Consider the following 12,918-nt stretch of genomic DNA (forward strand, 5'->3'; position numbering starts at 1 on the left):
CGACGTCGTCCCAGGTGGCCGAGGTGCGGCCGGGGGGCGGACCGGGCCGGGCCCGGTCCGCCCCCCGGCAGACGGTCTACGCCTCCGTACGGCGCCTGCGCACGAGGTACACCGTGCCCGCGCCCGCCGCCACGGCCGCGGCTCCCGCCGCGCCCAGCGCGCCGACGGGGACGCCCGCGCCGGTCGCGGCCATGCTGCCGCCGGTCGTGCCGGCGGACGTGCCGCCGGTGACGGAGCCGGTGGCACCGCCGGTCGTGGAGCCGCCCGTCGTGCCACCGCTACCGCCCGTACCGCCGGAGCCGCCCGTACCACCGGAGTCCCCGGACGGGAGTTCGGCGTCGTCGGTCAGGGCCACCGACAGGTCGACCGGGTCGAGTGCGGTGCCCTGGGTGTAGAAGCCGCCGAAGGCCTTCGCGCCGGCCGCGGTCAGCGTCGCGGTGACGTCGTCGAGGGTGAGGACGTCGTTCTTCGGGGTGAGGCCGGCCGAGGCGGCCTTCAGGTCGGCCAGGACCACGTCCTGCGAGGTCTTGCCCAGGCTCGTCACATCGGCGGTCAGTTCGCCCTTGCCGCCGTCCACGGTGGCCTTCAGACCGGCGAGGGTGAGGTCGAGGCCGTAGGTGCCGTCGTCCTCGTGCCCCTTGAAGTTCACCGCGCCCTCGAAGGCGACGGAGAGGGTGCCGGCCTCGGTGTCGTAGGTGCCGGTGGCGTCGGGGAAGGTGAAGACGCCGTTGCCCGCGGCCTGGGCGGCCCCGCCGGACGCGGTGATCGCGCCCTTGGCGACAGGGCCCACGACGTACGTACGGAACGACTCCTTCACCCCCCATACGAGCGTGCCGTCGGCTATGCCGCCCCGCGACGCGGGCTCGGTCGCGGAGCCGGAGGGCGACGGGTCGGTACCGGGGGACGCCGACGCGGTCGCGGACGCGGAGGCCGAAGCGGTCGCGGACACCGACGGGGACGCGGAGGCCGACTCCGTGGCGGACGTCGACGGGGACGGCGAGGCCGACCCGGTGACCGACGGGCTCGGTGACTGCGTGGCCGGCGGCTGCGCCACCGTCAGCGGGTCGCCGGCCGTGTGCGCGTAGGAGGCGCTGCCGAGGAACGCGCCGGCCTCGGTGGTGAGCGTGGTGCCCAGGTCGGTCATCGCCGGGCCGGTCGGCGCGGCGACCTCGGCGAGCGGCACGTCCTGCTGCTTCGCCCCGTCGTCCGCGACCAGGTCGGCGGTCAGGACGCCCGCGCCGCTGTCGTAACGGAGGTCGGACAGCACCCGGGTGAAGCCGTGGGCCGCGGACCGGACGGTCAGGGTGCCCTGGAAGGCCAGGCGCACGGCGTGGGTGGTGGTGTCGTAGGTGCCCTGGCCGTCGGTGAAGGTGAAGACGCCGTTGTCCGCGGCCTGCGTGGCGCCGTCGGACGCGGTGAACGTGCCCTGCGCCCAGGGTCCGGTCACGTAGGAGCGGTACGACTCCTTGATGCCCCAGGTCAACCGGTAGCCGGTGAGCGGCACTTCGGCCGCGGAGGCGGCGGGGGCGAGGGCGAGCGCGGCGGCGCCCAGGGTGGTGGCCGTGGCCACCGCGGCGGCGAGGGCGAGCGGTCGTCTGCGCAGACGGATGCTGGCGGGCATGGCGGGATCTCTCCTCGATACGGGGATACGGGGCTACAGGGGCTACAGGGGGAACAGGGCCGACCGGGGCCGGTCAGGGCCGGTTCTCGGCCGGGGCGTCGACAGGCGCGTCGGCAGAGGCGTCGGCGACGGCAGCGGCGTCGGCGGTCGCCGTGCGGGCGCGCCGGGCGCGCCGGCGTACCGCCGTGAACAGCGCGGCCGCCAGCAGCAGGGCGCCCCCGGTGAGGGCGACGGTCAGGGCCGTACCGCCGTGGTCTGCGGCGGTGGCGCTCGCGACGGGCTCCGCCGAGGTCTTCGGCGCGTCCGGTGACACCGGTGCGGGCACGGCGGACGCGGTGCCGCCGACCGTGTCGCCGAGGTCGGGCAGCGCGGGCAGTGCGGCGTCGTCGGTGAGGGTGACGGCCAGCGAGACCGGGTCCATCGCGGTGCCCGCCGGGTACATCCCGCCGAAGGCCTTCGCGCCGTCGGCGGTGAGCTTCGCGGGCGCCTCGGTGAGCGCGACCAGACCGTGGTCGTCCTTCAGCCCCTTCGCGGCGAAGGTGACGAGCGGGACCTTCTTCCGGGTGAGGTCCGGACCCGCGACATCGGCGTACAGGGTGCCGACGCCGTGCTCGACGACGGCCCGCAGTCCGCTCAGTTCCAGGTCGAGGCCATGGTCGCCGGTGAAGCGCACCGCCCCGGCGAACCGGGCCGTCAGAGCGCCCTCGCGGTACGTGCCCTCGCCCGCGGGGAAGCGGAAGAGCGCGCCACCGTCCCGGGCACCGCCGGACAGGGTCCACCGCCCGTTCGCGATGCCTCCGGTGACGTACTCCCGGTAGGTGCGCCGTACGCCCCAGTCGACGGCGCCGTCCTCGATCGCGTCGTCCGCGCGCTCCTTCTTCACGGCCGGCTGCGTGGGCGAGGGCGTGGGCGTGCCCGGTCGCGCGGGCTGCTTCGCGGGCCGCACGTCCACGGCCAGGCTCACCGGGTCGAGGGCCGTCCCGGCGGTGTAGTACCCGGCGAAGGACCTGGCGCCCTGCGCGGTCAGCGTGGCGGGCACGCCGACGAGGGCGACCGAGGTGCCGGCGCCCCTCATGTCGATGCCGCCCAGGGAGAGGGAGGCGAAGGGCACCTGCGAGGACGTCGTGACCGTCCCGGTGCCCTTCGCCTTGCCGGTGACGTCCAGGTAGAGCGTGCCGGTGGAACCGGCGATGCGGACGCTGGGGCGGCTGAGCGTGAGGTCCAACCGGTACGTGCCGTCCGCCGCCTTGTGGCCGACGAAGCGGACCCCGCCGGCGAAGGCGGCGCGGAAGGCGCCGGTGGCGGCGTCGTAGGTGCCCGTCGCCGAGTGGAAGCGGAAGCCGCTCGCGCCCACGGTGGCCGCGCCGCCGGTCAGGGAGTAACCGCCGTTCGCGACGGGCCCGGTGACATAGCTCTGGAACGAGGACTTGACGCCCCAGTCGAGCCGGCCGCCCTGGACGGCTCGGCTCGCGGCGTGCGCGCCGGCGGCCGGGAGCAGGGCCCCGAGCACGGCCGCGCACAACACGACGACGAGGGCACGAAGACGTGCGGGCATGGCAGGTCCTCCGGACGCGGTACGGGAGCGGTGACGGTGGCGAACATAGGTAAGGCTAACCTAAGCTTCATTCGCTCCACGCCGACTGACGACCCGAGAGAAACGGACGGACCGTGCGACGCTTGCGCACCCGACTGGCGGCAGCACTGGTCCCGGTGCTCGCCCTCACGCTCACCACGGCCGGCTGCACGGCCGCCCCCGGCGGCTCCGGAGCACCGGGGCGAGCGGCCACGGCGACCGGACGGGCCGACCGCGTCGAGCCGTTGACGGACACTCCGCAGCCCCGGCTGCCGGTCACCGTCACCTCCGCCGACGGCCGGAAGGTGACCGTCGCCGGAGCCCGGCGCGTGGTGCCGCTGTCCGGCAGCCTCAGCGAGATCGTGTTCACGCTCGGGCTCGGCGACCTCGTGGTCGCCCGCGACATCACCGCGACCTTCGAACAGGCCGCGAAACTCCCGGTGGTGACCCGCAATCACGACGTCTCGGCCGAGAGCGTGCTCGCCCTGCGCCCCGATCTGGTCCTCGCCGAGACGACGACCGGCCCCCGGGAGGCGATGGACCAGATCCGGGCCGCGGGGGTGCCCGTCCTGGTGGTCGGCCCGGCCCTGGGCCTGACCGACGTGGGCCCGCGCATCCGGGCCGTGGCCGACGCCCTCGGCGTACCGGCCGCGGGGACGGAACTGGCCCGGCGCTCGCAGCAGCGGATCGCCGCCGTGCGCGAGGAGGTTCCGCGGCACACCGGCAAGCCGCGGGTCGCCTTCCTCTATCTGCGCGGCTCGGCCTCCGTGTACCTCATCGGCGGCGCGCGCTCGGGCGCGGTCCCGCTCCTGGAGGCGGCCGGCGCCGTCGACGCGGGCGCGGAGTCGGGGCTGGACAAGGACTTCACCGCCATCACCACCGAGGCGCTCGCGCAGGCGGCGCCGGACGCGATCCTCGTCATGACCAAGGGACTCGAGTCGGTCGGCGGGATCGAGGGTCTGGTGAAGATCCCCGGCGTCGCCCAGACGCCGGCCGGGGCGGACCGGCGGGTGGTGTCCGTCGAGGACGGTGTGCTGCTCAACTACGGGCCGCGCACCGACCAGGTGCTGAAGTCGATCGTGACGCAGCTCTACGGGGGTGATGCGCGATGACCGCCGTCGAGGACGAGCCGGTACGGTCCCCGGTCGCCGGGGACGAGCCCGCGCAGCCCCCGGCCGTCGCATCCGCACCCGCCGGGCGCGGCACCGCCGCCTGGCTCACCGCCGGGCTGGTGCTCGCTCTGCTCGTCCTCGTGCCGGTCGCCGCCGGGCTGGGCGCGTACCCGATCCCGACCGGTGACGTCCTGTCCTCCGTGCAGCACCGGATCGGCCTGGGCGGCGCGGAGCTGGACCGGGTCGCCGAGTCGGTGCTGTGGAACGTGCGCTTCCCGCGGATCGTGCTCGCGCTGCTCGTCGGCGCCTCGCTGGGCTGCGCGGGCGCCCTGATGCAGGGGGTGTTCGGCAATCCGCTCGCCGAGCCCGGTGTCATCGGCGTCTCCTCGGGCGCGGCGGTCGGCGCGGTCGCCGCGATCGCGTTCGGGCTGGACTTCCTCGGCGCCTGGACGGTGCCGGCCGCCGCCTTCGCCGCCGGGCTCGGCACGGTCCTGCTGGTGTACGCGACGGCGCGCTCCGGCGGCCGTACGGAGGTGGTGACGCTGATCCTCACCGGGATCGCGGTGAACGCCTTCGCGGGCGCGCTGATCGGGCTGTTCCTGTTCCTCGCGGACACCGCGGCGGTCAACCAGATCGCGTTCTGGCAGCTCGGCTCGCTCTCCCAGGCGACCTGGCCGAAGGTGCTCGCGGTGCTGCCGTGCGCGGCCGTCGGGCTGACGCTGGCGCCCCGGTACTCCCGCCGGCTGGACCTGCTGGCGCTGGGCGAGCGGCCGGCCCGGCATCTGGGCGTGGAGGTGGAGCGGCTGCGGATCGTGCTGGTCCTGGTCATCGCGCTGCTGACGGCGGCGGCGGTGAGCGTCTGCGGGATCGTCGGCTTCGTCGGCCTCGTCGTACCCCATCTGCTGCGGATGGCGGCGGGGCCCGGGCACCGGTTCCTGGTGCCGGGCAGCGCCCTGCTGGGCGCGTTCGTCCTGCTCGCCGCCGATCTGACGGCCCGTACCCTCGCCGCTCCCGCCGAACTCCCGCTCGGTGTCCTCACCGCCCTGCTCGGCAGCCCCTTCTTCTTCTGGCTGCTGCGCCGCACCCGTCGCGGGCAAGGGGGCTGGGCATGAGCGCGCGGCCGCCCGGGCGCGTGGGACGTACCCGCGGGACCGCCCCGAAGGCCGGAACGGCACACCGGACACCGCCCCGAACGCACGAGGAGCACCCGTGAGACTCCCCCGGACGCTCCCGCGTCCCCGCCCGCTGCCGCCTCCGCCGGCCCGCCCCGGCGAGGTCCTGGCCGCCGCCGAGGCCCTGCGCGTCCGCCTCGGCACCCGCGAGGTGCTGCGGGGCGTGGACGTCGAGGTGCGCGCGGGCGAGGTGCTCGCGCTGGTCGGGCCCAACGGCGCCGGGAAGTCGACGCTGCTCGCCGCCCTCGCCGCCGACCTCCCGGCCGCCGGGGGTGCGGTACGCGTCCACGGGCGCCCGGCGGCCGAGTGGTCCGCGGCCGAACTGGCCCTGCGCCGCGCGGTCCTGCCGCAGGAGGCCGCGCTGTCCTTCCCGTTCACGGTCGAGGAGGTCGTCCGGATGGGCCGTGCCCCGCATCAGGCGTCGCCCGCCGAGGACGACCGGGCGGTGGCCGGGGCGATGGCCGCGACGCGGGTGTCCGGCTTCGCCGCACGGCCGTTCTCCGCGCTCAGCGGCGGTGAGCGGGCCCGGGTCGCGCTGTCCCGGGTGCTGGCGCAGGCGGCTCCGCTGCTGCTGCTGGACGAGCCGACCGCCGCGCTGGACCTCAAGTACCAGGAGTCGGTGCTGCGGCTGTGCCGGGCAAGGGCGCACGCCGGTGACGCGGTGGTCGTGGTGTTGCACGACCTGGGGCTCGCCGCGGCCTACGCGCACCGGGTCGCGATCCTGTGCGCCGGTGAAGTCGCGGCCGAGGGGCCGCCGGCCGAGGTCTTCTCCGAACGGCTGCTGTCCGAGGTCTACGACCACCCCGTCGAGGTGCTGCGTCATCCGCGTACCGGGGCCACGCTCGTAAACCCGAAGCGGAACCTTTGAATCAGCTTTGACTCGTTGTTTACGCACCAATTGGGCAGTCGTGATCATCTCGTGGCCTTACGGCGCCTATGAGAGGTGAATCACGCCACGCAGGGGTATCGGACAGGTAAGCCTCGGTTAAGTTAGGCCAGCCTCACCAATCCTTGTGAACACCGTCACGCCGTTTTCCAGCCACCCGTGGGAGCCTGCATGCGAGCCGCCAGACTGTCCGTCGTCACCGCCGTCGCCACCGCCGCGGCTCTGACCGCCGTCACGGGCTGCACGCAGAAGAGCACCGCCTCCGACGACGCCGGCGCGATACAGGTGACCGCCGCGGACTCGACGTGCAAGACGTCCACCACGTCGGTGCCGGCCGGTCAGGTCACGCTGAAGATCGAGAACAAGGGCTCCAAGGCGACCGAGGTCGAGATCCTCTTCCCGGACGACCGGATCGTCTCCGAGAAGGAGAACATCGGCCCGGGCACGAAGTACACGCTGACCGCCGAGGTGAAGTCCGGGTCGTACGAGATCGCCTGCCGCCCCGGCATGAAGGGCCTCGGCATCCGGCAGAAGCTCACCGTCACCGGCGGCTCGGCCGCCAAGCGCAACCCCGAGCTGGACAAGGCGGTCGCCGCCTACCGCGAGTACGCGCAGGAGCAGGCCGACGCCACGCTGCCGCTCGTCGAGACCTTCGCCGCCGCCGTCAAGGCCGGTGACCTCGAGGCCGCCAAGAAGGCCTTCGCGCCCTCCCGTCTCGGCTGGGAGCGCACCGAGCCGGTCGCCGAGTCCTTCGGTGACATCGACCCCAAGGTCGACGTGCGCGCCGACGGTCTCGAAGAGGGCCAGGAGTGGACGGGCTGGCACCGCCTGGAGAAGTCGCTCTGGGAGGACAAGAAGATCGCCGACACCGACAAGAGCCTCGCCGACCGGCTGGTCACCGACCTGAAGGACTGGCAGAAGCGGGTCGGCAAGGCCGAGATCACCCCGACCTCGATGGCCAACGGCGCCAAGGAACTGCTCGACGAGGTCGCCACCGGCAAGGTCACCGGCGAGGAGGACCGCTACTCGCACACCGACCTGTCCGACTTCAAGGGCAACGTCGAGGGCGCGCAGAAGGCGTACGAGCTGCTGAAGCCGGTCGCGCAGAAGAACGACGCGGCGCTGGCCGCCGAGCTGGACAAGCAGTTCGCCGCGCTGGACGCGCTGCTGGACAAGTACCGCGCGGACAAGACCTCGTACGACTTCGTCTCCTACGACAAGGTCACCGGGGACCAGCGCAAGGAGCTCTCGGACGCGGTGAACGCGCTCGCCGAGCCGCTGTCCAAGCTCGCCGCGGCCGTCGCGAAGTAGGAGGGGCCACCGATGACGGACGCTCAGGACACCACCGCCCAGGCGGCTTCCGGCGGCACGCCCACCCGGCGCTCGCTCATCGGCTGGGGCGGCGCGGGCCTCGCGCTCGGCGCCGCCGCCGCGGGCGGCGCGGTGGCGATGACCCGGGTCGGCAACGACGTGGACCCGGCCGCCGCCGAGACGGGCGCCGCGGTCGCCTTCCACGGTACGAACCAGGCGGGCATCGCGACGCCGGTCCAGGACCGGCTGCACTTCGCCGCGTTCGACGTGAAGACCGACGACCGCGCCGCGTTCGTCCAGATGCTGAAGGACTGGACCGAGGCCGCCCGGCGGATGACCGCGGGCAAGGCCGTCGGCGAGGGCGCCTTCGGCGGGCTCGCCGAGGCGCCGCCGGACGACACCGGCGAGGCGCTGGGCCTGAAGCCCTCGCGGCTGACCCTCACCATCGGCTTCGGCCCGTCGTTCTTCGACCGGTTCGGTCTGGCCGACCGGCGCCCCGCGGCGCTGGTCGACCTGCCCAGGTTCCCCGGCGAGAACCTCGACAGGTCCCGCACCGGCGGCGACCTGTGCATCCAGGCCTGCGCGGACGACCCGCAGGTCGCCGTGCACGCGATCCGCAACCTGGCCCGCATCGGCTTCGGCAAGGTCGCCATCCGCTGGTCCCAGCTCGGCTTCGGCAAGACCTCGTCGACGACCCCCGACGCCCAGACCCCGCGCAACCTTATGGGGTTCAAGGACGGCACCCGCAACATCGCGGGGACGGAGACGGACCGGCTGAAGAGGTTCGTCTGGGTCGGCGACACCGACACCGACGCCAAGTCGGCCTGGATGAACGGGGGTTCGTACCTCGTCGCCCGGCGCATCCGGATGAACATCGAGACCTGGGACCGGACCTCGCTCCAGGAGCAGGAGGACGTCTTCGGCCGCGACAAGGGCGAGGGCGCACCGGTCGGCAAGGCCAAGGAGCACGACGCGCCGTTCCTGAAGGCGATGAAGCCCGACGCGCACGTGCGCCTCGCGCACCCCGACTCCAACGACGGGATCACCATCCTGCGCCGGGGCTACTCCTTCACCGACGGCACCGACGGTCTCGGCCGGCTCGACGCCGGTCTGTTCTTCCTGGCCTACATGCGCGACGTGCGCAAGGGGTTCATCCCGCTGCAACGCCGGCTGTCGGCGTCCGACGCGCTCAACGAATACATCCAGCACGTGGGTTCGGCGCACTTCGCCGTCCCGCCGGGCGTCCGCGACAAGGACGACTGGTGGGGCCGGGCGCTGTTCTCCGAGGAGGCGTAGCCCGTGTTCTCCAACTACCTGATCGGCCTGCGCGAGGGACTGGAAGCCAGCCTCGTCGTCTGCATCCTGATCGCCTACCTGGTCAAGACCGGCCGCCGGGACGCCCTGCGGCCGATCTGGATCGGCATCGGCATCGCGGTCGCCATCGCGATGGGCTTCGGCTGCGTCCTCGAATTCGGCTCGCAGGAGCTGACGTTCGAGGCGCAGGAGGCGCTCGGCGGCTCCCTGTCGATCATCGCGGTCGGCCTGGTGACGTGGATGGTCTTCTGGATGCGGCGCACCGCCCGCCATCTGAAGTCCGAGCTGCACGGCAAGCTGGACGCGGCGCTGGCGATGGGCACCGGCGCGCTGGTCGCCACCGCCTTCCTCGCGGTGGGCCGGGAGGGCCTGGAGACCGCCCTGTTCGTGTGGGCGTCGGTGCACGCGGCCAGCGACGGCACCCCGCGCCCGCTGGTCGGCGTCGCGCTGGGCCTGGCGACCGCGGTCCTGCTGGGCTGGCTGTTCTACCGGGGCGCCCTGAAGATCAACCTCGCCAAGTTCTTCACCTGGACCGGCGGCATGCTGGTGGTGGTCGCGGCGGGCGTGCTCGCGTACGGCGTGCACGACCTCCAGGAGGCCAACTGGCTGCCCGGCATCCGCGATCTGGCCTTCGACATCAGCGACACCGTCGACCCGGGAAGCTGGTACGGCACCCTCCTCAAGGGCGTCTTCAACTTCCAGCCCGACCCGACCGTGTTCCAGGTCACGGTGTGGCTGCTCTACCTGGTCCCGACACTCGCGATCTTCCTCGCCCCGGTAGGGTTCGCCTCCGGGAAGGGGAAGGTGACGGCACCTGATGACCAGGGTTCGCGGCCCACGAAGGCCGAGCAGTCTTGAGCGGAGCGCGCTGATCGCGGCCTCGGTGACCCTCCTGTCGCTGACGGCGGGCGGCTGCGTGGTGGTGCACGGCGAGCGCGAGGTGCTCCCGGCCACCACGGCCCCCGAGGCCGCCGAGGCCCTCGGCCGGTTCACCACCGCGTACAACAAGGCCGACCAGGCCTACGACCGTTCCCTGGACGCGGACTTCGTCACCGGCGCCCTCTCCGACATCGACGGGGCGCGGCTGACCGCCGGGCACAGCGTCAGCCCGGCCGGCAACCCGTCGCACACCGCGCTGACGTTCTCCGACGTGCGGTACACCATCCCCGAGAAGGCGGGCTGGCCCCGCTGGTTCGTCGCCGACGCCAAGGCCAACAAGGGCGGTTCGGCGCGCTGGCTGATGGTGTTCCAGCGCGGCGGTCCGTCCGAGCCGTGGCGGGTGTCGTATCTGACGCTGGTCGCCCCGGACGCCGTACCGCAGTTCGCCAAGGACAAGGACGGCTGGGCCGAGACCGTCCCCCTGAACCAGACGGAACTGGCCGTGGACCCGGCGGACTTGAGCCAGGACTACGCGACGTACCTCAGGAACGGCGGGAAGTCCTTCGCCGACGGCACGTACACCAGCGTGCTGCGCGCGGAGCGGACGAAGGGCGCCAGCCGGCCGGGGCTGGCCACGCAGTACATCGACGAGGCGCTGACCCGGGACGACTACGCCCCGCTGGCGTTGCGCACGGCGGACGGCGGGGCGCTGGTGTTCTTCACCACGCACCACTACGTGAAGCAGACGGCCGCCGTCGGCGCGTCCGTGCCCACGCCCAACAAGAGCGTGCAGGCGCTGACCAAGGGCGAGATCAAGCAGTCCCTGACGATGGAGTTCGTCTCCAACCAGGTGGTGCTGGACCCGAAGCAGGGGGCGGGCGCCGGCCGGGTGTCGATGATCGGCAAGGTCCAGGGCCTGACGGCGGGCAGGGGCGAGTAGCCCCGACGTGCGTGCGCCGGGCGATCGGGCGTACGGCCGTGGCGCCGAAGGTGGCCGCGGTGGCGCCGGGGGCCGTCCTCAGTGGCGCAGGGGCCAGGCCGAGGCGGCGTGGTCGGACTGGGTGCCGGCATGGCGGGAGCAGGCGTCGGTGAGCGCCTCCAGCAGGGTCAGCGGGTCCGGCAGCCGGTACTCCGGGCCGCGCAGCCAGCGCACCTGCTGTCCGTCGTCCCCGGGCAGCCGGGCCGGCGGCACCAGGACGTAGGAGCCCCGGCAGTGCCAGCGCATGCCCGGGTGCTCGTCCGCCGTCTCGGGATGGCAGTCCAGCTCGCACGGCCACCACTCGTCCTCGTCCTCGGGGGTGCCGCGGGTGAGGGTGAAGAAGAGCATGCGCCCGTCGTCGCTCTCGGCGACCGGGCCGACCTCCACACCGGCGGAAAGCAAGCTCTCCAGCGCCTCGGCGCCCGCTTCCAGGGGCACGTCGAGGACGTCGTGCACCACGCCGGTCGCGGTGATGAAGTTGGCCTGCGGCTGGTGCCGGGCCCAGCGCTCGATCTGGGCGCTGTCGGTCGTGGACTGCGTCTGCCACGCGAACGACACGGGGTGCCGGGCGGGCGTGGGACAGCCGACGCGGTCGCAGGAGCACCGGTAGCCCGGCGCCGGGTACGCGGCGGGCGCGAGGGGCAGTCCCGCCCGGGCGGTGGCCACCAGCAGGGCCTCACGGCCGCCGGTGTCGGCGGTCTCCTTCGGACGGCGTCCACGCAGCCACCGGGTGAGTCTGCCCTGGCGGCGGGTACTGCCACCGTTCTCCGCGCTCATCTATCGCCTCGCCTCGCTGTCGTGCGGCCAGCATGCCTCATCGTCCCACCATCCTGCCCATCAGGGAGCCAGTGCCCCCGATCGGGGCAGGTGGTGACGAGGGGGGGCATAGGGGTTACGAGGGGTTACAGGCGGCAGATCGACACCCGGATCGTTAACTTTCGCGCCTCGCACGCCCGCGTCGCACGCCCGCCGCGCCTGCCTCGCCCGCCGTCGGAGCGCGGGCCGGTCGACTCGCCCGGGTGGCTCCGGGCGGCCTCAGTCGGTCGCGTCGTCCCCGGCGTCCCCGGCACCCCTGTCATCCTCGCCGTACGGCGGCCAGGCGTCGCCCCAGTCCGCGTCGCGCGCGGCCCTGTACAGGTCGCCGTGGCGTTTGGTGACCGTCGTACGGCGCAGTTGTTCGTCGGCCTCGCACAGGTCGAGCAGGACCTGGCCCTTGCGGATCTGCGGGCGCCGGACCACCCGGGCGGGGGCCGGGGCCGCCGGGAGGCGGGTGGCGGCGACGTAGCTGAACTTCTCGTCCTCGTACGGGAGGGAACCGCCCTTGACCTGGCGGTGCAGCGAGGAGCGGCTGACCCGGGCCGAGAAGTGGCACCAGTCCGTGCCGGGGACGATGGGGCAGGCGGCGGAGTGCGGGCAGGGCGCGGCGATCCGGAAGCCGGCGGCGACCAGGCGGTCGCGGGCGGCGAGGACGCGGGCGTAGCCGTCGGGGGTGCCGGGCTCGATGATCACGACGCTCCCGGCGGCGGCCGCGGCCGCGTCGACGACGGACGCGCGGTCGGCCTCGGTGAGTTCGCCGAGCACGTACGACACCGTGACGAGATCGGTGCTCTCGATGGTGAGCGCCGCTCCGATCCGAGAGCGCTGCCAATGGGCGTCCCGCAGGGCGGGGTTGGCCGCGGCGATCTCGCGGCCCAGGGCGAGCGCGGGCTCGGCCCAGTCCAGCACGGTCACCGGCCGGACCCCGTCCCAGGTCGCGCTGACGGCCCAGGTCGCCGCGCCGGTGCCACCGCCGACGTCGACGTGGCTGCCCGGTGCCCAGCCGGGCACGGCGTCGGCGAACGCCTCCAGCGCGGCCCGTACCGCCTCGAAGGTGGCCGGCATCCGGTACGCCGCGTACGCGGCGACGTCCGCGCGGTCCCGCAGGATCGGCGCGTCGGTGGGGGTGACCCCCCGGTAGTTGGCGATGAGCCGCTCCACGGCTCCCGAGGCCTGCCTGGGCGGAAGCCCGTCGAGGAGGGCGGCAAGGGCGCCGCGGAGGGTCTCGGCCGGGGCTGCGGGGACGTTCACCCAC

At 73.8% G+C, this 12,918-nt stretch carries 11 protein-coding genes; 7 read left to right on the forward strand and 4 right to left on the reverse strand.

The features are described 5' to 3' along the window. Positions 1-76 precede the first annotated feature (76 nt). Positions 77-1,621: an HtaA domain-containing protein gene (locus ACWC24_RS31715; RefSeq protein WP_450666338.1), complete on the reverse strand. Its 1,545-nt coding sequence runs from the start codon at positions 1,619-1,621 to the stop codon at positions 77-79. A 73-nt stretch (positions 1,622-1,694) separates the two neighbouring features. Continuing rightward, on the reverse strand, positions 1,695-3,176 hold the full coding sequence (locus ACWC24_RS31720; RefSeq protein ID WP_450666339.1) for an HtaA domain-containing protein: 1,482 nt from the start codon (positions 3,174-3,176) through the stop codon (positions 1,695-1,697). Between the two features lie 122 nt (positions 3,177-3,298). On the opposite strand from ACWC24_RS31720, the gene ACWC24_RS31725 reads away from it, so the two are divergent. The 7 genes from ACWC24_RS31725 (at position 3,299) to ACWC24_RS31755 (ending at position 10,808) form a co-directional block, all read left to right on the forward strand. Next, entirely contained in the window at positions 3,299-4,306 is a 1,008-nt protein-coding gene (locus tag ACWC24_RS31725) for a heme/hemin ABC transporter substrate-binding protein (protein ID WP_450666340.1), read from the forward strand. Continuing rightward, positions 4,303-5,418 (forward strand): FecCD family ABC transporter permease, encoded by a 1,116-nt coding sequence (locus ACWC24_RS31730; RefSeq protein ID WP_450666341.1) that lies wholly within the window; start codon positions 4,303-4,305, stop codon positions 5,416-5,418. Before ACWC24_RS31725 ends, ACWC24_RS31730 begins: the two co-directional genes overlap by 4 nt. Before the next feature lie 97 nt (positions 5,419-5,515). Then, positions 5,516-6,346: a heme ABC transporter ATP-binding protein gene (locus ACWC24_RS31735; RefSeq protein WP_450666342.1), complete on the forward strand. Its 831-nt coding sequence runs from the start codon at positions 5,516-5,518 to the stop codon at positions 6,344-6,346. A gap of 189 nt (positions 6,347-6,535) precedes the next feature. After that, on the forward strand, positions 6,536-7,675 hold the full coding sequence (gene efeO, locus ACWC24_RS31740) for an iron uptake system protein EfeO (protein WP_450666343.1): 1,140 nt from the start codon (positions 6,536-6,538) through the stop codon (positions 7,673-7,675). A 12-nt stretch (positions 7,676-7,687) separates the two neighbouring features. Continuing rightward, entirely contained in the window at positions 7,688-8,971 is a 1,284-nt protein-coding gene (gene efeB / locus ACWC24_RS31745; RefSeq protein WP_450666344.1) for an iron uptake transporter deferrochelatase/peroxidase subunit, read from the forward strand. A 3-nt stretch (positions 8,972-8,974) separates the two neighbouring features. Beyond that, positions 8,975-9,847, forward strand: coding sequence for an iron uptake transporter permease EfeU (gene efeU / locus ACWC24_RS31750; RefSeq protein ID WP_450666345.1), 873 nt, complete (start codon positions 8,975-8,977; stop codon positions 9,845-9,847). Then, positions 9,807-10,808 (forward strand): hypothetical protein, encoded by a 1,002-nt coding sequence (locus tag ACWC24_RS31755; protein WP_450666346.1) that lies wholly within the window; start codon positions 9,807-9,809, stop codon positions 10,806-10,808. Before efeU ends, ACWC24_RS31755 begins: the two co-directional genes overlap by 41 nt. A gap of 78 nt (positions 10,809-10,886) precedes the next feature. On the opposite strand, the gene ACWC24_RS31760 is transcribed toward ACWC24_RS31755, so the two are convergent. Next, on the reverse strand, positions 10,887-11,624 hold the full coding sequence (locus tag ACWC24_RS31760) for a bifunctional DNA primase/polymerase (protein ID WP_450666347.1): 738 nt from the start codon (positions 11,622-11,624) through the stop codon (positions 10,887-10,889). 258 nt (positions 11,625-11,882) lie between these two features. Continuing rightward, positions 11,883-12,914: a small ribosomal subunit Rsm22 family protein gene (locus ACWC24_RS31765; protein ID WP_450666348.1), complete on the reverse strand. Its 1,032-nt coding sequence runs from the start codon at positions 12,912-12,914 to the stop codon at positions 11,883-11,885. Positions 12,915-12,918 lie beyond the last annotated feature (4 nt).

The organism is Streptomyces sp. NPDC001443 (genome assembly GCF_053597355.1).